Source organism: Clostridium pascui, assembly GCF_016908015.1.
GTDB lineage: Bacteria > Bacillota > Clostridia > Clostridiales > Clostridiaceae > Clostridium_AK > Clostridium_AK pascui.
This window is the reverse complement of the sequence record NZ_JAFBDB010000002.1, coordinates 313,424-335,093: the sequence shown is the minus strand read 5'-3', so window position 1 is coordinate 335,093 and position 21,670 is coordinate 313,424. Positions and strand designations below refer to the sequence as shown.

Below are 21,670 nucleotides of genomic sequence, written 5' to 3'. Positions count from 1 at the left end.
GAAAAACTTCACTACTATGAAATTTCTCTTTACTTTTCATTCAGTATAAAAAATATTAACAACGGAAGGATTGAATGTAATCGTGACCAAAGGAAAACTCTTAGCTGCTTTAGTGCTTTCTATTTGTACAACCCTTACCTCATCTTGCCTTTTATCTACAAATGTCCACGCAGCAACTCCATCTGTAGATAGATTATATGGACAAGATAGATATAGCACAAATCTATCAATTATTAAAAAAGGCTGGACTGAATCTTCTTATGCCATAATTGCAAGTGGAGAGGCATTCCCTGATGCCCTTTGTGCAACTCCTTTAGCAAAAGTTAAAAATGCTCCTATATTTTTAACTTCGAAAAATGGCTTAAGTTCCGATGCTTTAAAATCACTTAAAGATTTAGAGGTTAAAAGTGCCTATATCATTGGTGGTACAGGAGTTGTTTCTCCAAATATTGAGGAACAATTAAAAACACTTAATGTAACTACAACTAGGCTTTCTGGAAAGGATCGCTATGAAACTTCAGTGAAAATAGCTGAAATGCTTGGTACAGAAAACGGAATTGCTGTAGCATCCAGTGAAAACTTTCCTGATGCATTAAGCATGGCTCCTATTGCAGCAAAAATGCAAATGCCAATTTTATTATCTAGTAAAAGTAAATTACCTGACAAAGTAAGCGCCTTTATTAAAGATAAGAATATTCCTGCTTCTTATATTATTGGTGGAACAGGTTCTATAAGCGAAAGTGTACAAACATCATTACCAAATGCTAAAAGATTAAGCGGACTAAATAGATTTGATACCAATATCTCTATACTTAAAGAATTCCAAGGTAAAATTGATTTCACTAATTTGTATGTGGCTTCAGGCAAGAACTTTCCAGATGCCCTTTCAGGAAGTGCTTTGGCTGCTTCAAAAGATGCACCAATTGTATTGGTAGATAGCGATCTTCCGTCAATAACACGATCCTATTTGAGACTTCACAGCACTAAAAATTTAAATATCATTGGTGGGACCGGAGCTATTACTGATTCTTTAAAAAACACACTAACAAATACGGTTAAATACTTAATTATAACCAAAGCAGATGATATTTCAGACACAGCATTTATTGGAGAAGATTATACATTTCCATATAATGTACTAGTTATGTATGATGATTCAAGCACAAAGCTTGTTCCTGTTAAATGGGAAGAAAACTCTCTGGATACTTCCACGGCTGGAACTCACATTATTTATGGAACTATTGATGGCTGGGATAAAAAAGTTAAACTTACTACAAAAGTTGTTGAAGAAACAGGAAGCCTGTATGGAAACCTTGTAAATGGCGGAAAATTTGCATACTATAAGGGCAATATTTATTTTACAGCTTATTTTGATAATGATAAATTATATAAACTTAGCTATAATGGTACAGGTTTGATAAAGATAAGTGATGATAAAGTTGACCAAATAAATATAGTACATGATTGGATTTATTATAGAAACTTATCTGATGGAGATAAGCTTTATAAAATGAAGTTAGACGGCTCAGAAAAAACATTAGTTTTAAGTGAAGATATAAATTCTTTTGTTGTTGTAGGTGATGATATTTATTATAGCTATGGTAAATGGAGCAACTTTAAATCTGGCTTTTATAAATGTAAAGTTGATGGTTCATCTAAAGTTAAGCTAGGTGATGAAAGAGTCTGGAAAATGCTTGCAGAAGATGGATACTTATATTATACAGATTCCTTAACAAATTACTCGCTACATAAGATGAAACTTAATGAAACAAATAAGGTTACAATCATAAATAATGGCGACCCGATAGATGTGTTCGATGTTGAAAATGGATGGATTTACTATGCTGGAAATGGTGAAAATAGAGGTGTTCATAAAATAAGCGTAGATGGCTTAAATCACACTAAGTTAGAGGATACTTTTACATCAAATATTAATGTATATGATGGTTGGGTTTATTATGCAAATGATATGGATTCTCTTAAATTGTATCGAGCTCGCACAGATGGCTCAGGCATTAAAAACGTGATGTCAACTAATAGAGCTGGTGCAATTACAGTAATGGGTGATTGGATTTTTTACGAGACCTTTGGAGAAAATTCTAATTCACTTTATCAAATAAAGCTGGATGGAACCGTGGATGTACCTTTTCTAAGTTACTATATAAACGATAAAGAAGCTAATGATTCTTTATTTTTTGCACAACCATATCCTGCTAAGGAAGATATAAATCTTTCGCCTTTAATTTCTGGAGTTGTACAAAATGATGATATTGATTTGTATAAAATAAACAATACAAAAACTCAAAATTTAAATGTGTTTCTTTATTCACCCGATAAGAAAGCAGCTGGGGCATTGTCTCTGCTTGACAGTACTGGAAAAGAGATTATCCGCACTAATTTCTATCCAACTGGTATAATTTCATCATCGGCAGGATTATCTGCTGAAGTTCCTGCTGGAACATATTATATTAAAATTTCATCCCCTGCTTCACCATCTCTAAAATCCTATAAATATGAAGCTGTATCTTGGTTTGGGGAATGGTAAAAAAGTGCCACCCACGTGACAAGTGGCAAGTTGCAATGAATTAATTAGATATTAAATATTCAGTAAAAGAACCATGGATAATTCAGCTTTAGAAACTGATATTTACCCATGGTTTTCATTTTAAATTCCAGCTGTTTTCACACAGCTATAATTTAATTTATTCCAACTACTTTACTTCTTCTCTCCATTAAAACTACATCATGCCATATACCCTCACTGGTCTTAGCTATCTTTTCTCTTATTCCTATTTCTCTAAAACCGCACTTTTTATGCAGAGCTATGCTTGCACCATTTTTTCTTATAATCGAAGAATACAACGTCCAAAAGCCACTTTCCTCTGATAGTTTAATTAAATGTTCAAAGAGAGCTGTTCCTACACCTTGTCCTTTATATTTTTCTCCTATGTAAATACTAACCTCTACTACTCCTACATAGCAGCATCTACCTGAAGTTGGACTCAATGCTGCCCAACCTAATACATTATCCCCTGAACGTGCAACTAATCTGCATGAATTAATATGACCATTATTCCACTCTTCCCAAGTAGGTGCTTCCGTCTGAAATGTTGCTATCTTTGTCTTTATTCCTTCTAAATAAATACTCTTCACCTGTTCCCAATCAGATGACTTTATTTCTTCAATTTTATATTCCATGCACTATACCCCCCATCATTTTTTATCAAACTTAATTACAAATCCCATGCTTTATTTGACTCTTTACAATACGTCTCAGGTAAATCCCTTACTGCCTTTTCCAGTCCACTTCCCCCTAAGTCCTTTTAGAAAACTTTGTCTTACACCTTGAGCAAGTAATTGTAACCTTTCCCTTTCCCTTTGGCACGCGAAGTTTTAACTTACAGTTTGGGCATTTAAAAATGCGGTGGGTCTTCATGGATTTTATTTCATTAGATTTATTTCTAAATTTATAGGATATCTTATTCCACCACTGTAAAAATGCCATATTTTCTTTTCCTCGTTTTATAATATCGCGGGATAATATTCTAAATAAACATATTCCCCACAAAATGTAGCCAATAATCATTAACTCTCTAATGCCTGTAATAGAAACTATTAAAGAAATAGCCATATAGCCTACTATTAAAGCTATACATATATGATCCACACCATTTCTTCCAATCATGAAATTTCTTAACCACTTCATTTTTTTGCTCCTTCTAAAATCGCATTTTTATTTGAATTCCTCGTAAATTTTATCCACAGTTTCTTTATTAATTATTATACTATTCCACAATTCCTGTGCCTTTATCGCTTGCCCTATTAACATATATAAACCATTTACTCCTTGTACTCCTTGCTCTCTTGCATATTTTAACAATAAGGTTTCCTCTGGATTATAGATTAAATCAATAACAGAGCTAAACTTTGAAACGTCTTCCTTACTTAAAGGAGAGCTTTCTACATTAGGGTACATTCCTAGTGGAGTACAGTTAACTACTAGATCTTGATTATCTAGATACTTAATTTTATTATAATCAATAGCTTTAAATTCCTTAAACTTTTTCCTACATTGCTCTTCATCTCTGCTTGCAAAAGTAACTTCATTAACACCATTATCTAATAGGAATTGAAGCACAGCTTTGGAAGCCCCCCCTGAACCCAAAATAACTGCATTTTTTCCTCTTACCTTCACATTAAATTTATCCAGCATCATTCCAAAACCATAATAGTCTGTATTATATCCTATGGTTTCTCCATCTTTAAAGCATATTGTATTAATTGCCCCTATATTCTTGCCTTCTGGTGATACATCGTCTAAATATTTTACCACATCAACCTTGTAGGGAATGGTCACATTTACTCCCTTTAATTTTAGAGCTTTAAATCCTAAGATTACCTGTTGTAAGTCTAGTTTGTCTACTTCGAATAGATGGTAATACCCATCTATATTAAGTTCCTTAAATATTGACGAATGTATTTGCGGCGAAAAACTATGCCCAAGCTTTTCTCCCAATAATCCATATAATTTTTTCAAAATATTAGCCCCCTTTATTACAAAATAGTATATATGCAATGCCTATCTTTACTATTTTAATTTTTATTTGTTATTATAGCATAATTAAAGGAAATTGCGACGGTTTTAATGTTGAATCTTCCGTATGGGATTTGTATTTAAGAAGGCGTTCACTACGTAAAGAAGTGCTAATATTTATGAATTTAAAGCACCTAAACTTTTTAAACTCGCTGTCGCTCAGACAGTAAAAAGTTCTTTACGGTGCTTTGAATTCATAAATAAAGAGCTTCTAATTGCTTGTTCAAAGCCTCCTACAATGCAAATCTCATACTAAATTCAACATTAAAAATGTCTTTATGTATACTGCTGAAGGAAGAAATTTCGCTTTGGCGAAAGTTTCTTTAAATGGCCACTTATCAAAGGGCTGCTAAGCCCGCGGACCGATAGGTCGTAAAATATTAATCATTCTATTTTTGCTAAAAACCTTTTGTTATATTACCTTATCTTTAACTTGTGAATTAAATTTCCTCATTTATTTCGTATCAGCTCTTGTAACGTACGGACTGCCGCCCTAAAAGATCTTTGTGTACTAATTCCTAAAATATTTCAGAAATTCAGTTTGCTGAATTTCTTCCTTCAGCTGCTCACATGAAGAACTTTTTAATGCTCTAGAATCATAGAATTTTCATCGTAGAAGGCATTGAATGAGCCTTGGAACGGATTTATTTATAAATTTAAAATACCGTTAAGAGCCGCCTACTGTCTGAGCGACAGCGAGTTTAGGCAGCTTAGGGATTTTAAATTTATAAATATTAGCCGCTCTCGGGGAAATGAACGCCTTCCTAGATGAAAATTCTATACAACTCAGAGTATTAAAAATGCCGTAATATTTCTAGTTTTTGATTTGAATCACATTATTTTTAATGCCAATGATTTACAATCTAAACATAGAAGATATAAAAATAATTTATAAGGGGTGTTATTTATGAAAGCGTTTGTTGATAAAGATACCTGTATAGGATGCGGATTATGTGCTGGAATGTGCCCGGAAATCTTTGAAATGAAAGATGATGGGAAAGCAGAAGCATCAGAAGACGAAATTTGGGAAACACTAATAGAAAGTGCAAAGGATACTGAAACAAGCTGCCCAGTAAATGCAATAATAATTGAATAATATAAGCTTGCTTAAAGTAAAGTTTTTCATGGAAATTTATTTATGGAGGGATAATTATGAAAATAGAAAAAATATCAGATAAAATGGTATACTTAGATGAGACTATTACAAAGAGAGTTCTTTTTAATGAAGATATGGTTCTTAATTTTATTTTAAATCTAAAACCTGGCCAAGAAGTGCCTCCTCACAACCATGAAAATAGCGATCTTATTGTTCATGTGCTTGTAGGTGAAGGAGAAGTTACTGTAGAGGGAACTATGAGTAAGCTTACTGAAGGTGATGTTTTACATTGCGATGGAGCAGCAATGTTTGCTTTAAAAAATACAGGAGATAAAAACATGTCCTGCTTTGTTATTCTAACGCCAAACCCATCCACTATATATTCTAAAGAAATATAGAAAAAATACTAAGCATTTTTTAGCAGCCAGTTACTAGTAACCAGTGACCAATAAAATGTAGTTTTGCCTTATAAAACATCTACATTGGTTACTGGTTACTAGCATACTGATTATTATAAAATTAAATCATCCAACTCTCTCTTAGGTACATGGTGCACTGCATTTTCATCTCGCCAATATTTAATGTCTCCATTTTCATTCATAGATTCAATAACCACTTCTTCCTTTGGATAACCTAATGCTAATACAAGCATTATTTCATATCTCTCATCTAAATTAAGCGCCTCAGCTAATTTTTTCTTATTAATGTTTTTAATAAAACATCCTCCAAGACCTTTTTCAACAGCTCCAAGTAAAATACTTTGACCTGCTATTCCTTCGTCCTGTGGTAGAACAGCACCTAGAGACGTATCACTAACAACTACTAAATATGCACTTGGTCTTTCTCCCTCTTCTGGGCCGCCCCAATCTTTCAAATACCCTGCCCATCCTAAGCAATCATATATCTTATTATTTTTGTCCTTAGTATTTGATATAACATATTTTAATCCCTGTCTGTTAGCACCTGAAGGTGATAATCTAGCCAAATCTACAAGCTCTCTTAAAGTGTCTATTTCAATGATTCTATCCTCATAAAATCTTCTATAGGATCTATTTTTTAATATAAGTTCTTTAATCATTTTTTGCACCTCTCAATCTTATTTCCATTTTTAAGTATATGCTTGAATATTTCTAGCATATATCTATTTTATCTCACTTTGTGGATTACTCTTTTCTGCTGAAACTATATTAGAAACCTCATCATGATATGCAAATTTAACTCCTGCTAGATATATAAGTACTGCTATTATTATAAGATATAAACTTATATATGCTGCATTTAGCATACTTGCAGGTACTGAGCCATATAGTGTTAAAGTTCCGAAGAACATAAATATCACTCCTGCTATCCACTTTATGTATACCTCAGGAATATTCTTGCACATCCATGCTCCACCTATAATTCCTATACTATCTGCAACCATCATCCCAACAGTTGTTCCCATAAGTATATAAATTGGTTGTTGATATTGTGCTGAAATAGCCACAGTCATAAGCTGAGTCTTATCTCCCATTTCTGCTATAAAAAATGCTATAGCTACAGTAACGACTGGGCCAAATTTAGCCTTTTTCTCATTTTCATCATCAATCTTATCCCCTCTTAACGTCCAAAGACCAAAGATTAAAAATGATATTGCTGCAACAATTTTTACATTATTCATTGGAATAAAAGCACTTAGATAGCTTCCAACTGCTACAGCAAGAGCATGATTAAAAATAGTAGCAATAAAGACTCCTATAAGTACCTGCTTCGCCTTGTATTTACTTGCCATAGCCATCGCTAGGAGCTGAGTTTTATCACCCATTTCTGCCACAACTACAAATAATAATGCTTTGATAAATGCTGTCATTATTATAACCTCCTTTTTGAATTAAAATATAAAAAATTAAAGACCTTCAGCACAACGCTTATCTATGTGTTGAAAATCTTTTTTAACATAATCATTACGCTAAAAAAGACCTTCAACACAACGACAAATAAGCCATTGTGCTAAAAGTCTCACTTGACTAAAATAAGCCACGATAAAGCCAGACTCGAAAGCCAGTATGTTGACTTTATCACCCTAATACGGGCAGCTACTCCCTTTTAACATTAAAGTTATTTCTTTACTAATTTATTTTTATAGTATCACAAATAAAATAATTAATCAATATTAATAATTTTAGTCATTGCCTATTATTCTCTTACCACTTGCCACTTGCCACGTGGGTGGCACTTTATTTTACTTTATTTTATAAAAGTGTCGTCTACAAGCTGGTCAACATCTGTTGCTTGATCAAGTATTCCTTGTTTTTTCATAGCATCTAAAGTATTTTTAAAGTCTACCTTTGCCTTTTCTTTATCAGATACAAACTTATAATCTCCAATTAGTTTGCTATTTGCAACTTCATCTCCGCTGCTTACATATTTCTTATCAACGGCCATTTTTCCTGCATCTTCATGGTTGTGCTGCACCCATTCATTTGCTTCCTTCCAAGCATCATCAATTGCCTTTGCAATTTCTGGTTTATCCTTGGCAAGTTTTCCATTTACCCCTAAGAAGCAGCAGTAGCTATCCTGTGCTCCACTTTCACTATTGTTGTTTCCAAATATCTTTCTAGCCTTTCCTGAAGATACAGCCATAGCTCCATATGGATCCCAAGCTGCAAATGCATCAATATCTCCCTTGTCAAGAGCCTGTTGTAAGTTCGCCTGAGGATATACTCTCCACTCTACGTCAGTTTTTGCATCAATATTATATTTACCAAGTTCAAGAGTTAAAAGTACCTGAGGAACTCCCCCAATAGCATCTACACCTATCTTTTTACCCTTTAAATCTTTAACAGATTGTATTTTTGAGTCCTTTGATACAACTCCTTGTATACATCCTGTGTGTACTCCATTTGTAAGCTTAATATTAAGTCCCTGTTCTATTGCCTTAAACATTCCTGGAGAAATTTGAGCTCCATCTATTTTTCCTGAAGCAAGTCCTTCTTTAAGAGTTTCTGAATTTATATTTACAAGTTCTACATCTAAACCATATTTCTTAAAAGTACCATTTTCAACTGCTGCATATAGTGGTGCCTCACAAGTACCGTTATATGTTCCAAGTGTAACCTTTGTAAGTTCACCCTTTGTGTCCTTTGAAGCAGTTTCTTTTGATTTGCTTGAACATCCTGTGGCAAGCACCGCTGTAATTGATAATACGCTAATAATTCTTATAATACCTTTTTTCAAAATTGTTACCCCCCAAAATATTTATTTTGCATGATTTATATGAATATTTAAATCCGTTATAAGCTAATATGCCTTAATTTATCAGATATTTCATCTCAATCCTTTTTAGCAAAATTAAGCACTTCTAATATTTCATTTCTAAGCTCAGTAAATTCCTTACCATTTCTTCTTCTTGGTCTAGCCATACTAACATCTATAACCTTTTGAACTCGACCAGGGCGCGGGGACATTATTACTATCTTATCGCTAAGATAAATCGCCTCGTCCACATCATGAGTAACTAAAATCATTGTGCTTTTACGTTCTTTCCATATTCTTAAAATTTCATCCTGCATGTACATACGAGTGAAGGCATCTAGCGCTCCTAAAGGTTCATCTAAAAGCAATACCTTAGGATGATTTACCAGTGCTCTTGCAATAGCTACTCTCTGAGCCATTCCCCCTGATAATTGATGAGGATAAGACTTTTCAAAGCCCTTAAGTCCAACAAGGTCAATGTATTCTGTTACATCATTTTTTCTTTCCTTATATAATTTTCTAGCCACAAGCCCTGTAGCCACATTATCATGGACATTAAGCCATGGAAATAGTGTTGGGTCTTGAAATACTAATCCTCTTTCATAACTTGGACCATTAATTTCATCATTATCTAATAATGCACCTCCATCACTTGGCTTTTGAAGGCCTGCAATTATTCTAAGTAATGTTGACTTTCCACAGCCGCTTGGCCCTACAATTGATACAAATTCTCCAGCATTAAATTCTAAATTAACTTTATCTAAGGCTGTCATTTTATTACCTTCATGGTCTATAAACTCACAGCTCAAATTTTTCACTAATATTTTCCCTTCACTTCTTACCATTTTATAAGCCCCCTTTGCCATATCAGTATTCTATCTCTAACCTTGAATAATAGCGTTATAATTGTAGAGAATAATAAGGACATAACAACTAAGCTCGCATAAACCTTCTTATATTCTGCCCACCCTTGAGCCCAGTTAATATACCATCCAAGACCAGCTTTAACTCCCAGCATTTCTGCTACTATTAATGTAACAAAGGATGTTCCAAGTCCCATAAATAATCCTATAAATATATTTGGCAGAGCTGAAGGCAGTGCTACTTTAAATATTAAATACCACTTATTAGCACCAAGGGTTTCTGCTACTTCAAAATATGACTTTCTAACATTTGCAATTCCAGAGCTTGTCATAACCGTAACTGGAAACCACACTGTTAGCGCCAGTATAAATATACTTGCTGTAAAGCTTGTAGGAAAAACTGTCATTGCAATTGGAATCCATGCTGTTGCTGGTATTGGTCCAATTACCTTTTGCAGTGGAGAAAGCCAATAGTTTAATCTTTTGTTCCAACCTATCATTGTACCTGTTATAAGACCCAAAGCTGCCCCTGCAAAATAACCTAAGAACAGCATTCTAAGTGAATATAACGCACTCGTTAAAAGCATTTTCCAATCAGTTATCATAGCATCTACTACTTGCCCTGGTGCTGGAAAATATGGCAGTGGTAATATCCTTGTTTTAGCTGTTAAAACTTCCATTAGAGATAATATAAAAATTGCCACCGTAATTAATGGTGCCTTTTCCTTCAAATTATGTAAAAGCTTTTTATTTTTCAATGAAATAAGTACTAATAATAAAAAAATTATTGCAAATGTACAAATAAAAGGAATCCAGTAAACTGTTCTATATGCCTGTATTTTATTAGGTACAAATTTACTAATGAGTATTGCAATAGCCGAAGCTATTAATGGAAAAAAAATCTTAAAATTGAGCCTACTGTTCATTTCAACACCTCCAGATTGTTATAGTATTCATATACAAATACTAGGTTTAACTATTTATTAATACACCTCAATTTCATTGAGATGCGTTATTTCATGTTTTATATAATTTTATCATTTTACTTTAAATTAACGTCACGTTTGTAATTATTCCTATAGGTTTACTTAGTTTTACTATGTTAATTTTACATTTTTATTCATAATATGTCAACACATATAGTTAATTTTACCAAAGAAATACTTTTCAGAATGTTCATCCATATTTAATAATTTCTTAAATAATATATTAAATATGGAAATATAAAAATTTTACTAAAAGACTAATATTTTTTATAAATACTACTAATAATAAATTGGCAACCTTTTAATATATTTTTAAAATTAATAATCATTTAAGATCAAGTGATTCTTAGACTCAGGTGGAGTTTGCTTATGAAGAATACTTCTCTCCATCTGAGTCTTAGAAGAACTTATCCAGGGGCGTATCATCCGTTATGCAAAGCATAAGAACTCTAACTGACTGAAGTCAAAGAGTTCTAATATCTCCCACCTAAAGAAAAGCAGATATCCCAAATGTATGATTTGGTGATAGTCGCTTTCACAGAGTGTGATGGGAGTATTACGGATGGTTGCCATCGGATAAATGACGTTCTAAGGAGGTATTTAAGGTGACAGTTGGTTCAAAAGTGAAACAAACACTTGCTAATTTAAAAGGGATTGAAAGTACACTAAGAATTTATTCACTACAAAGTAGAAATGAAGAAGAAAAAAGTGTTTATAAAGAAGCATTAAAAGATGCTGAATCCGTAATTTACGACATGGAAAATAGAATTAAAACACTAGAATTTGAAGAGCCACAATATAAAGGTAATTAAGTGAGGGATATGTATGCAAGCTTGGTTTATAGTACTTTTAAGAACTGTAGTTTTATTTTTTGTAGCAATAGGTATAACTAAAATTATAGGAAATGAAAATTTATCGAAATCTTCTCCTTTTAAAGTGATAAGTTACATATTTGTATCTATAATAACGGTTTTGATTTCTCTAGGTTTAGTACCAAACATTGCTTTTGCATTTGTTGCCCTAGCAAGCTGGATTTTACTCTTGCTTGCACTAGATTATTTATCATTAAAAAGTAAAAAACTTCACGATTTCATAAATGGCAGAGAAACTGTTCTTATGAAAGATGGAAAGGTTCTTGAAAATAATTTAATGCAGGTAAAGTTTACAGGTGATGAACTTTTAAGGGAGCTTCGTTCAAAAAATGCCTTTAACTTAGCTGATGTAGAGTTTGCAGTTATGGAAACCACAGGAGATGTAAACGTCCTATTAAAATCTGATAAAAAACCCGTAACTCCTCACGACCTACATCAAAAGGTTAATCCCACTTCAGAGCCTGAAACTGTAATATTGGATGGAAATATCGTTGATGAAGGCTTAAAAAATATAGGGCTTAACAGGGAATGGTTAAAGGTTCAATTGTCAAGTTCTGGGGTATCACTAGATAATGTATTTATTGCTCAAGCTGATTCTTCTGGTGATTTGTATATAGATCTTTTTATGGATTCTATAGACGCACCTCAGGCTAAAGTTAAGGAATTGCTCTATGCAAGTATTGCTAAAGCTCAATCCGATTTACTTTCATTTTCTTTAGAGGTAAATAACCCAGAGGTTAAAAGGGCATACTTTAACAATGCAAATAGATTAAAAAAGGTCATGGATAAATTAGAGCCTTATCTTATGCGTTAGCTAAATTTTATTGGAAGGTGATTTTTGTGTCTAACAAAAAAAAGAAAGAATTAACTCCAACTCAGCAGGAATATCAAGACTTTGCAAAGGATAGAGAGCCAAAACGCCCTGTGTTTAAAAATTGTATAAGAGCCTTTTTAGTTGGAGGACTTATATGTGCTATAGGTCAAGTTTTACAATTCTTTTTTATAAAAAGCTTCAACTTTACGCCTGAAACTGCAGGCAATCCGACTTCTGCAGTGCTCATAATAGTTTCTATTATACTTACTGGCTTTGGAGTTTTTGACCATATTGCACAATGGGCTGGAGCTGGTACAGCTATTCCAATTACTGGATTTGCGAATACCATGGCATCAGCTGCTATTGAACACAGAACTGAGGGATACGTTTTAGGTGTTGGCGGAAATATGTTCAAACTCGCAGGTTCTGTTATTGTATTTGGAACATTTTCTGCCTTTGTAGTTGCAATAATAAAACTTACTCTTCAATGGTTGGGGGCGATGTAAATGCTTAAAGGCAATCAATCATGGATTTTCGAATCAAAACCTGTAATTATATCTTCTGCTGCTGTAGGCGGTCCTTTTGAAGCACAAGGAAATTTAGCCGAGGACTTTGATATACTCCATGAAGATACATGGGTTGGTCAAGATAGTTTTGAGAAAGCAGAAAAAACACTTTTACAAGAAGCTGCAGAAACTGCAATACACAAAGCCAATATGAAAAAAGAAGATATAACTTTTTTCTTGAGTGGTGACCTTATGAATCAAATAATTTCAAGCAGCTTTGCAGCTAGAAGCCTTGGTATACCCTATCTTGGAATATTTGGTGCCTGTTCAAGTGCTATAGAAGGTTTAGCTATAGGTTCACAGCTTATAAACAGTGGTGCTGCCAATTACATAATTGCCGCTGCATCAAGCCACAATGTAGCTGCAGAAAAGCTCTTTAGATATCCTACAGAATATGGAGCACAAAAACCTCCAACTGCTCAATGGACTGTAACTGGCGCTGGAGCAGGCCTGGTTGCTTCAAAGGGCGAAGGGCCCAAGATAACTTCAGCTACCATTGGTCATGTGGTTGATATGGGAATTACAGATCCATATAATATGGGAGCTGCTATGGCCCCTGCCGCAGTAGATACAATTGAAGCACATTTTAGAGATTTAAACATAGATCCAACTTACTATGATTTAATTGCAACAGGAGACTTAGGAAGAGTTGGTCATCAAATATGTGCCGATTTGCTAACTAAGCATGGATTAATAATCCCTAAAAAGACTTTTACTGATTGTGGACTATTAATTTATAAAGAAGATCAGCCAGTATTTGCTGGAGCTAGTGGATGTGCTTGCTCAGCAACCGTATTACATGGCCATTTATTAAACCGCATGAAAAAGGGAGAGCTTAAAAGGATATTAATCATTGGTACTGGGGCGCTTCTATCTCCTTTGTCCTATCAACAAAAGGAAAGTATCCCTTGCATAGCTCATGCAGTATCTATAGAAATGTAAAAGAGGTGCAAACATATGGAGAAAATTTTCTGGGCATTTATTGTAGGTGGTGGAATATGTGTTTTAGGACAAATAATGATGGATGTATTTAAACTAACTCCTGCTCATACAACAAGTACAATGGTAGTTGTGGGAGCTATACTTGGAGGTCTTGGCTGGTATGACCCTCTAATAAAGTTTGCAGGAGCTGGAGCCTCTACCCCAATAATGAGTTTTGGAAATGCATTAGTCAAAGGTGCTTTGACTGAAGCAGAGAAAACTGGATTTATTGGTGTACTTACGGGAATTTTTGAAATAACCAGTGCAGGAATTTCCGCTGCTATAATATTTGCATTTTTAGCATCACTTATATTCAAACCAAAGGGATAAAATTGGTAACCAGTGATTAGATTCTAGTAGCATACTAATTACTATTGAAAGGAGGTGATTTATATGACAGTAGGAACTCAAATGCAACAAGCTATTGCTGGTATTCAAAGCGCTTCAGCAACTATGAAAACTTTTGCTTTAGAAACTGAAGATACTCAAGCTAAAAAAGATTATCAAAATATTGCTCAAGACCTTGATAATGCACTTCAAACATTACAGCAGAGAAATCAATATATACAACAACAAGAACCTCAATACAAACAGCAGTAAAATTATTAATTTACAACTAAGTAGGGCATTTTAGTTTTAACTAAGATGTCTTTCTTAATTACTGTGAATTACTGTGAATTACTCTACATTACGAAGGGTGGTAATATATATGGGAAATGCTCTAGTGGAAGGATTGTCCAAGCTAACTACTTCTTCCATGGAAATTAATTCAGATATTTTAATTTTAGAATTTACTGTTGTAAATGCCTTTTTAGTTGGTACTCCTAAGGATAAGTCCTCTAAATGGGTACTTGTTGATGCCGGCCTTGAAAATTCAGCAGATTTTATTTTAGAATCCGCTGAAAAGCGTTTTGGAAAGGATAGCCGTCCTGAAGCAATTATACTTACTCATGGACACTTTGATCATGTAGGCTCAATAATAAAGCTTATTAATATGTGGAATGTGCCTGTTTATATTCATGAACTGGAACTTCCCTATGTAACAGGCAGAAAAGATTATCCCTTAGCAGATCCAACCGTTGGTGGAGGAATGGTTGCAGAATTATCACCTACTTTTCCTCACACAAGTATTGATTTAAAAGATCATGTAAAAGCTCTTCCATCTGATGGTACCGTTCCTGGCATGCCAAATTGGAAATGGATACATACTCCTGGCCATACTGAAGGTCATATATCATTATTTAGAGAAAAAGATGGAGTGCTTATAGTTGGTGATGCCTTTACCACAGTAAAACAAGAGTCTCTTATATCTGTAATAACTCAAAAAGAAGAAATAAGCGGTCCTCCAAAATATCTCACTACAAATTGGGATTCTGCTGAAAAATCCGTAAAAGTACTAAAAGATCTAAATCCTTTGTTAGCCCTTCCAAGCCATGGTCAGCCTATGGAGGGTAAAGAACTTTCAAAACACCTATCCTTACTTGTTCATGAATTTGAAGAAATTGCTATACCAGAACAAGGAAAGTTTTTAAAAGAATAGTGTTTATTTAGTTAAATTTCAGCTTACTGCATAGCCCCTAAAATATTATTACATATAAAAAATCTAGTTTTAAATAAACTAGATTTTTGTATTAACTACAAGCTAACGCTTGGCAAATGTTATATCAAGTGATTCTTAGGTTCAGGTAGAGTTTGCTTATAAGGAATACCTTTTCTCCATCCGAACCTTAGAAGAACTTATCCAGTAGTTAGCTATAGTTATCCGTTAGAGACTAGCGATTTGGGCCTATATAAAATCAGTGATACCAAGAACCCTCCAATTAATCCCCCAATATGTCCAAAGTTATCTACATTAGCCATAGAAAAACCTATAATTAAATTTACAACTATAACAGACATAATGTTATTTACAAATCCTCTTCCAACTTTGTCTTGAGATCTAACTGCAAATACTAAGGATGCTCCTAAAAGCCCAAATATAGCACCAGATGCACCTACAGAAATACTGTTAGAAAAAATATAGCTTAAATAAGATGAAGTAATTGCTGAAACAAAATATATAATAATATATTTAACTTTTCCAAATACCTTCTCAACAAGTGGTCCTAGTGCAGTTAAAGCATACATATTAAAGCCTATATGCATTAATCCTCCATGTAAGAAAGCTGCTGTAATGAGCCTATAATACTGGCCTCTATCTATTAAGAGATTAACCTTTGCTCCTAAAAACACTAAAACTCTTGTATTGCTGTCTATTATATTTCCTGATAGAAATGCAGTGATTAAGTACATAAGCACATTTAATCCTACAAAGATATATGTAAGTATGGGTTTTTCTTCTTTTATTTTCTTTTCATCTTGTATGATGTTTCCCCTATTTAAATAATAAGAAATTGTCTGTAATACTTCTTCCTCATCACCTGTATAAAAGGCAATAGTATTACTTTGTAAATCTACGGCTATATAATTGTCTCCATTTAATGAATTGCTATTAGCTTCGTCCATTACCTTCCTAGCTGCTACCTCTCCATCTATTAGATATATCCTAGTAATTTTCACAAATGATTCATTGGTATTTTTGCTGAAGTTATATTTAACCCAATTGTCATCAGATACACCATAGTCTTCTCTACAAAACACTATCCCCTTTAGCTGGCCCTCTTCATTTTCCCTTAAAAGCCCCCAAGGTGATGCAATTCCTCCGCTTTCACTTTGAAGCTCTATTAAAGTATATCCAAAATGTTTTGTTAAGGCCTCTACAATATATGTTGTAAATTCATTCATTAAACATTCCCCTTTATATAATTATCAGTTTATAACTACGAATCTTAAGTTTCCAGCTCTCAATTAGAACTATTATAGCATAGCAGTGAATTAGTCACCATATAATAGTCATTTTTCCACACTTCTTATTTAATTGATTTTTATTTCCAATTCAGTATGCCCATGAACTTAAAATTTTATTGATGTTTTATTATCTAATTTTTTATATTGTTACTTAAAATATTACCTTAATACATACATAGTTTAAATTAAAATTTTATGAATAAAGTTTTAATTTTTATAGCATAATAACATGGTAATCCGTTCCATAAAATAATTATTTTTGCTTCATATAATCTTTATATTTAGTTATTAAAATAAATTATATACCTTTTTGGTATACTTTATATTTATTAGGAGGTTTCATCAATGAAAAAACTAAAATATTTAAAATTCATTACTCTATCAACACTGCTTACTTTATCACTAACAGCTTGTGGCAGCACAGTTAAAGAAACTAAGGAGCAAACTCCAAATAATGATCAAAAACAATCACAGGTAGAAAAAAAATTATCTCCTGTTGTTTACACTGCTAACGAAGGTGGAACTGTATCAAAAATAGATGGCAGCACCTATGAAGTACTTAGTACAATTAAAAATGAAGGCTCTCCTCATAATGTTCAAATTTCTCCAGATGGAAGAGTTGTAGCCTTTACTTCTGCGGTTAAAATGGAAGAAGGTAAAACAGAGCATGGGACTATGAGTATGAAGGGTTCTGCATTATTTTATGATGTAGAAACTGACAAATTAATAAAAAAAGTTGAAGTGGGCGTACATCCAGCTCATATAGTATTTACTGAAGATGGTAAGTATGTATTGGTTACAAATAATGATGATAATAACGTATCTATAATAGATACTAAGGATTATAAATTAGTGAAAAACGTTTCAACTGGAAAAGGCCCTCATGGCTTTAGAATATCAGCAGACAGCAAGTATGCTTATATTGCTAACATGGCCGAAGATACAGTTAGCGTTATAGATATTGTAAATGCCAAGGAACTTAAAAAGATTAAAGTTGGAAAAAATCCAGTAACTACTGGCATAACTAGAGATGGTTCGATTTTAGCTGTTACTTTAAATGCTGAAGATTCTGTAGCCATTGTAAATTTAGATACTGATAAAGTGGATAAAGTAGCTGTGGGCGATGGTCCTGCACAGCTTTATATTGATCCTAATGATAAAATTGCCTTTGTTGCAAATCAAGGTACTGAAGGGAAGCCTTCAAATACTGTATCTAAAGTGGATTTAGAACAGAAGAAAGTAATTGCTACCATTGAAGTTGGTAAAGGTGCTCATGGAATCGTTACTAGTGCAGATAATAAATACATACTTGTAACAAATATGTATGAAGATACAGTTAGCGTAATTGATATAAATAAAGATGATGTAACTAAAACAATAAAAGTTGGTGCTGAACCAAACGGAATTAGTGTGAGATAATAAAAATTACTAGCCCCTATACCTAATTACCGCGCTAAAGTAACAATACAGCGCAGTTATTAAAGATTAGAGGCTAGTAACCTATTAATTTGCAACCTATAACTTTCTAATAGTTGATAGTTAATACTTTCCTAGCTTATATTTCCTGTGTCCTAAATCAGATTTAAATAACAACTTCAACAACCAAACTAGGATTTTTTAGCAAATCTATTTCATAAAAAGGTATTGGAGAATTCTGCTCTACGTCATAAAACATTCTAATTACAGGTCTATCTGGAAATCCCCTATTTTGTCTTATAACATATCCTTCCTCGCCATTAGAAATTCTTACTCTACATCCTAAAGGATATATAGCAAAAGTATCTTTAAACTTTTGAACAACGTTCATATCAAAACTTGTTCCTGCACCTGAAAGTATAAGTTCATATGCATCATTTGGACTGAACTTTCTTCTATAGCATCTATCATTACTTATAGCATCGTACACATCGCAAATGCAAATTATCTTAGCTGACTTAGAAATTCCATTACCTGAAAGTCCATATGGATACCCTTTCCCATCCACTCTTTCATGGTGCTGCTCTACCATATTTACTATAGAATCTGGAATACTTATATTTTTCTTTAGAATTTCAGCTCCATATACAGGGTGCTTCTTTATTTCTTTGAATTCCTCATCTGTAAGCTTTCCTTCTTTATTTAATATCTTATTAGGAATCTTAGTTTTTCCTATGTCATGTAAAATTGCACCTATTCCTAAATCTTTTAAGCTTGCCTCATTAAATCCTGAGTTAAGCCCTAAAAAAGAAGTCATAATGCAAGTATCTAATGAATGTACGTATGTATAATTATCAAAGGTTTTTATATCATTTAGACTTTTATTTACATCGCCTAAGTCTATAATATATTCGACTAGATTTTCAACAACATTTAAACATTCTTTTAATTCTTTCTTATTTACGTTATTTACATTATTTATAAGACTTCCCATGGTTTTCATGGTAATTTGCTTAAGTTCTGATAAATGTTCATCTTCTACTTGTACATCATCTAATCTTTCATCTTCCACATAAATATAAAATACCCCTAATTCTCTAAGCTTCGTTATATATGAGTCAGTGAGCTTCATACCTGCACGTAAAAGAATTTTTCCATCACTTGATAAAATACTTTTACCTAAAACCTCTTGCTCTTTAACTCTGTTAATAAACTCCAGTCTCATAGCAATACTCCTTAATTTTCCTCATATTTTATGCTATCTCAAGTAAATAATACCACAAGTGTCAAATAAATAGAATACTTTCCTAACCATTTTATTGAATTTTCAGCAAAATTCAATAAATAGCTCAGCAGTTTTAAGTAAAACTTATAGTTTAACTCAAAAATTGAAAAAATCTTATATTCTTTCATATTGTTTTCCAATATTTAATTATAATCTTGATTAATATATAATATATTTATAGTAAAAAGCTTAAAGGTGATGTTATTGAGAAATAAAAAAGTTTTAAAGTTTGTAATTTTATTATCGGTGGTTTCAATTTTTTCTATAGTATTACGTACTCGAATTATTAGCTACAAATCTCAAGAAATTAACTATGCAGTGGAGTATAACCTTACCCATGGAATGTTTAATCGCTATAAACTTTACAGTGTGAACAATCTTGAAATGTCTTATTCTGATGGAAACATTGCAGTAGTCAGAGTTGAAGGTGTCGAAAAAAACAAATCTCATCGAAAAGCACTTTATAATGTATTTCTTGAAAGAACCTCTAGAGGAGTATGGAAAGTAAAAAAACTATATCCTATAATAGAATAATACTAAAAAACCGCTAGTATCTACAATTTTAGAAACTAGCGGTTTTCATATCATTTATGCTTTTTTATATTGCAGTCCTTACAAACACCTTGAAATTTCAAATCCAAATGTGCATCTTCAGTTAAAGTAAACCCAGTTTTATTTCTTATAAGCTGCTCTACTTGCTGCATGGGACAATCTATTTCTACTTCCTTGTGGCATACAGCACACTCTAAAATATGCTTATGTTCTTCATGATTAATTACATAATTATACCTTCCATCACCTAGATCAAACTTGTTTATTATTCCTTTGTTTGTAAAAAGTTCAAGGTTTCTATATATTGTAGAAAGGTCTAAAGACTCTCCTCTATTTTTAAGCTGTTCATTTATCTCGTCCACAGAGAGAGCATTTTCACTATTACTTAAAATACTAATTAGGATTAGCCTTCCTTGAGTTATCTTTATTTTATGCTCTTTTAAAATTTTTTCCATAATTATTTCACTGCTTTCAATTTAATCATAAAATCCTTTATTAATTTTATCATTAAATAATACAATTTTCAATGATGTTAAAAGTAAAGTCTCCCCTCTATTCTTCTTTCGTAAGCAGTCCATGTATTAGGTTCTAAATCCTTTGTAATTATATCTAACTTATTGAAAATTGCATCCGTATAATCAGCTAAATGTACTACATAAGCCTCCTGTGTGTTTGGTGATTTTGGAGAACCATATTCCTGCTTTCCATGATGCTGAATTATGCAAGCTTTCATCCTGGTTTTAAAATCCTCACTGTAGCATTTAGGATCTGCATTAAAAGCCTCTTCAAGCATGGATACCCCAATTACAATATGACCTTCCATATCACCTCTTAAAGTATACGAAAAAGGCCCATCATAATATAGTTCTTCTGTTTTTCCTATATCGTGAAGCTTTGCTGCTAAAATTGCAATTTCCTTATTTCTAATATCATACCTATGGGCAAACACCCTAGCAAGATACATAACATTTAAAGTATGCTCTGCTAATCCACCTAAGTAATTATGATGTTGACTTACTCCGCCTATTCCCCTTTTAAACTTATCTAAAAACTTCTCATTCTTAAAGAAATAATCATCTAAAGCTTTGGTTTCTCTGCTTAAAAATTCCTCTTTAGATATATCCTCTATATCCTTCATAATATCCTCTATAGGACGCTGAACTTTGGGAATATAATCATAAATATCATAGGAGTCTACTCTATTTGCGCTTTGTACATCAAAAAAATTTCCTTGAGTACCTTTAATATTTAATACATCCCCTACCTTTAGCTTTTGCTTAACATCAAGCAAGGTAACTTTCATATCCCCTGTAATATCTCCTACATATGCGGTGATGCTTGTTTCTCCTTTGCTGACTATCTTCTTTATCATAAATGTTGATTCTATAGTTTTTCCTGGAGCTATATCCTTTATAAAAACACTTTTCATATGTATCACATCCTTCTTTTTTAGTAACATTATCGTGGTTGCCGGTAGTCAGTATGGATGTTTTGCAAGACAAAAACTAAATTTACTGGTTACTGACTACTGGCTACTGATTTTACTTTTTAATTTCCTATTCTT

24 protein-coding genes are annotated in these 21,670 nt (G+C 32.9%); 12 read left to right on the top strand and 12 right to left on the bottom strand.

Annotated elements, in window-relative coordinates:
* Nucleotides 1-82: 82 nt before the first annotated feature.
* Nucleotides 83-2,545, top strand: coding sequence for a cell wall-binding repeat-containing protein (locus tag JOC70_RS06740; protein WP_204598124.1), 2,463 nt, complete (start codon nucleotides 83-85; stop codon nucleotides 2,543-2,545).
* Nucleotides 2,546-2,697: 152 nt separating this feature from the next.
* Here the strand turns inward: JOC70_RS06740 and JOC70_RS06735 are convergent, their stop codons facing one another.
* The 3 genes from JOC70_RS06735 to aroE form a co-directional block, all read right to left on the bottom strand.
* A complete protein-coding gene (locus JOC70_RS06735; RefSeq protein WP_204598123.1) occupies nucleotides 2,698-3,198 on the bottom strand; it encodes a GNAT family N-acetyltransferase in 501 nt (166 codons plus the stop codon).
* A 115-nt stretch (nucleotides 3,199-3,313) separates the two neighbouring features.
* Nucleotides 3,314-3,706: a hypothetical protein gene (locus tag JOC70_RS06730; RefSeq protein ID WP_204598122.1), complete on the bottom strand. Its 393-nt coding sequence runs from the start codon at nucleotides 3,704-3,706 to the stop codon at nucleotides 3,314-3,316.
* Nucleotides 3,707-3,733: 27 nt separating this feature from the next.
* Nucleotides 3,734-4,537: a shikimate dehydrogenase gene (gene aroE / locus JOC70_RS06725; RefSeq protein ID WP_204598121.1), complete on the bottom strand. Its 804-nt coding sequence runs from the start codon at nucleotides 4,535-4,537 to the stop codon at nucleotides 3,734-3,736.
* 964 nt (nucleotides 4,538-5,501) lie between these two features.
* Between aroE and JOC70_RS06720 the strand changes: the two genes are divergently transcribed.
* Both JOC70_RS06720 and JOC70_RS06715 read left to right on the top strand, forming a co-directional pair.
* On the top strand, nucleotides 5,502-5,690 hold the full coding sequence (locus tag JOC70_RS06720) for a ferredoxin (protein WP_204598120.1): 189 nt from the start codon (nucleotides 5,502-5,504) through the stop codon (nucleotides 5,688-5,690).
* A 56-nt stretch (nucleotides 5,691-5,746) separates the two neighbouring features.
* Nucleotides 5,747-6,088, top strand: a complete 342-nt coding sequence (locus tag JOC70_RS06715; protein ID WP_204598119.1) for a cupin domain-containing protein — start codon at nucleotides 5,747-5,749, stop codon at nucleotides 6,086-6,088.
* Nucleotides 6,089-6,201: 113 nt separating this feature from the next.
* Here JOC70_RS06715 and JOC70_RS06710 read toward each other — a convergent pair whose 3' ends face one another.
* The 5 genes from JOC70_RS06710 to JOC70_RS06690 all read right to left on the bottom strand — a co-directional run bounded on the left by JOC70_RS06710 (nucleotide 6,202) and on the right by JOC70_RS06690 (nucleotide 10,713).
* Nucleotides 6,202-6,768: a nitroreductase family protein gene (locus JOC70_RS06710; RefSeq protein WP_204598118.1), complete on the bottom strand. Its 567-nt coding sequence runs from the start codon at nucleotides 6,766-6,768 to the stop codon at nucleotides 6,202-6,204.
* 63 nt (nucleotides 6,769-6,831) lie between these two features.
* A complete protein-coding gene (locus JOC70_RS06705) occupies nucleotides 6,832-7,539 on the bottom strand; it encodes a TMEM165/GDT1 family protein (protein WP_204598117.1) in 708 nt (235 codons plus the stop codon).
* 377 nt (nucleotides 7,540-7,916) lie between these two features.
* A complete protein-coding gene (locus JOC70_RS06700; protein WP_204598116.1) occupies nucleotides 7,917-8,906 on the bottom strand; it encodes an ABC transporter substrate-binding protein in 990 nt (329 codons plus the stop codon).
* Between the two features lie 95 nt (nucleotides 8,907-9,001).
* The gene (locus JOC70_RS06695) at nucleotides 9,002-9,769 is read right to left on the bottom strand and encodes an ABC transporter ATP-binding protein (protein WP_243429064.1); all 768 of its coding nucleotides are present in this window, start codon (nucleotides 9,767-9,769) and stop codon (nucleotides 9,002-9,004) included.
* Nucleotides 9,763-10,713, bottom strand: a complete 951-nt coding sequence (locus JOC70_RS06690; protein ID WP_204598114.1) for an ABC transporter permease — start codon at nucleotides 10,711-10,713, stop codon at nucleotides 9,763-9,765. The genes JOC70_RS06695 and JOC70_RS06690 overlap by 7 nt, the downstream gene beginning before the upstream one ends.
* A 665-nt stretch (nucleotides 10,714-11,378) precedes the next feature.
* Between JOC70_RS06690 and JOC70_RS06685 the strand changes: the two genes are divergently transcribed.
* The 7 genes from JOC70_RS06685 (at nucleotide 11,379) to JOC70_RS06655 (ending at nucleotide 15,546) form a co-directional block, all read left to right on the top strand.
* Entirely contained in the window at nucleotides 11,379-11,585 is a 207-nt protein-coding gene (locus JOC70_RS06685; RefSeq protein WP_186431576.1) for a DUF1657 domain-containing protein, read from the top strand.
* Between the two features lie 13 nt (nucleotides 11,586-11,598).
* The gene (locus JOC70_RS06680; protein ID WP_204598113.1) at nucleotides 11,599-12,459 is read left to right on the top strand and encodes a DUF421 domain-containing protein; all 861 of its coding nucleotides are present in this window, start codon (nucleotides 11,599-11,601) and stop codon (nucleotides 12,457-12,459) included.
* Nucleotides 12,460-12,485: 26 nt separating this feature from the next.
* Nucleotides 12,486-12,965 (top strand): stage V sporulation protein AC, encoded by a 480-nt coding sequence (gene spoVAC / locus JOC70_RS06675; protein WP_204598112.1) that lies wholly within the window; start codon nucleotides 12,486-12,488, stop codon nucleotides 12,963-12,965.
* A complete protein-coding gene (gene spoVAD / locus JOC70_RS06670) occupies nucleotides 12,966-13,967 on the top strand; it encodes a stage V sporulation protein AD (protein WP_204598111.1) in 1,002 nt (333 codons plus the stop codon).
* Between the two features lie 15 nt (nucleotides 13,968-13,982).
* Nucleotides 13,983-14,336 carry a stage V sporulation protein AE gene (gene spoVAE, locus JOC70_RS06665; protein ID WP_186431572.1) on the top strand — a complete coding sequence of 118 codons (354 nt, stop codon included), beginning with the start codon at nucleotides 13,983-13,985 and terminating at the stop codon, nucleotides 14,334-14,336.
* Between the two features lie 63 nt (nucleotides 14,337-14,399).
* The gene (locus JOC70_RS06660; protein ID WP_204598110.1) at nucleotides 14,400-14,606 is read left to right on the top strand and encodes a DUF1657 domain-containing protein; all 207 of its coding nucleotides are present in this window, start codon (nucleotides 14,400-14,402) and stop codon (nucleotides 14,604-14,606) included.
* 109 nt (nucleotides 14,607-14,715) lie between these two features.
* On the top strand, nucleotides 14,716-15,546 hold the full coding sequence (locus JOC70_RS06655; protein WP_204598109.1) for an MBL fold metallo-hydrolase: 831 nt from the start codon (nucleotides 14,716-14,718) through the stop codon (nucleotides 15,544-15,546).
* A gap of 218 nt (nucleotides 15,547-15,764) precedes the next feature.
* Here the strand turns inward: JOC70_RS06655 and JOC70_RS06650 are convergent, their stop codons facing one another.
* Nucleotides 15,765-16,790 carry a rhomboid family intramembrane serine protease gene (locus JOC70_RS06650; protein WP_204598108.1) on the bottom strand — a complete coding sequence of 342 codons (1,026 nt, stop codon included), beginning with the start codon at nucleotides 16,788-16,790 and terminating at the stop codon, nucleotides 15,765-15,767.
* Nucleotides 16,791-17,198: 408 nt separating this feature from the next.
* Here JOC70_RS06650 and JOC70_RS06645 point away from each other — a divergent pair, with 408 nt between their 5' ends.
* A complete protein-coding gene (locus JOC70_RS06645; RefSeq protein WP_204598107.1) occupies nucleotides 17,199-18,272 on the top strand; it encodes a YncE family protein in 1,074 nt (357 codons plus the stop codon).
* A gap of 163 nt (nucleotides 18,273-18,435) precedes the next feature.
* Here the strand turns inward: JOC70_RS06645 and JOC70_RS06640 are convergent, their stop codons facing one another.
* Nucleotides 18,436-19,494 carry an HD-GYP domain-containing protein gene (locus JOC70_RS06640; protein ID WP_204598106.1) on the bottom strand — a complete coding sequence of 353 codons (1,059 nt, stop codon included), beginning with the start codon at nucleotides 19,492-19,494 and terminating at the stop codon, nucleotides 18,436-18,438.
* Between the two features lie 264 nt (nucleotides 19,495-19,758).
* Here JOC70_RS06640 and JOC70_RS06635 point away from each other — a divergent pair, with 264 nt between their 5' ends.
* Nucleotides 19,759-20,088 carry a hypothetical protein gene (locus JOC70_RS06635; protein ID WP_204598105.1) on the top strand — a complete coding sequence of 110 codons (330 nt, stop codon included), beginning with the start codon at nucleotides 19,759-19,761 and terminating at the stop codon, nucleotides 20,086-20,088.
* A 50-nt stretch (nucleotides 20,089-20,138) separates the two neighbouring features.
* Here the strand turns inward: JOC70_RS06635 and JOC70_RS06630 are convergent, their stop codons facing one another.
* Together JOC70_RS06630 and JOC70_RS06625 are read right to left on the bottom strand one after the other, a co-directional pair.
* Entirely contained in the window at nucleotides 20,139-20,561 is a 423-nt protein-coding gene (locus JOC70_RS06630; protein ID WP_204598104.1) for a Fur family transcriptional regulator, read from the bottom strand.
* 77 nt (nucleotides 20,562-20,638) lie between these two features.
* The gene (locus JOC70_RS06625; RefSeq protein WP_204598103.1) at nucleotides 20,639-21,535 is read right to left on the bottom strand and encodes an HD domain-containing protein; all 897 of its coding nucleotides are present in this window, start codon (nucleotides 21,533-21,535) and stop codon (nucleotides 20,639-20,641) included.
* Nucleotides 21,536-21,670 lie beyond the last annotated feature (135 nt).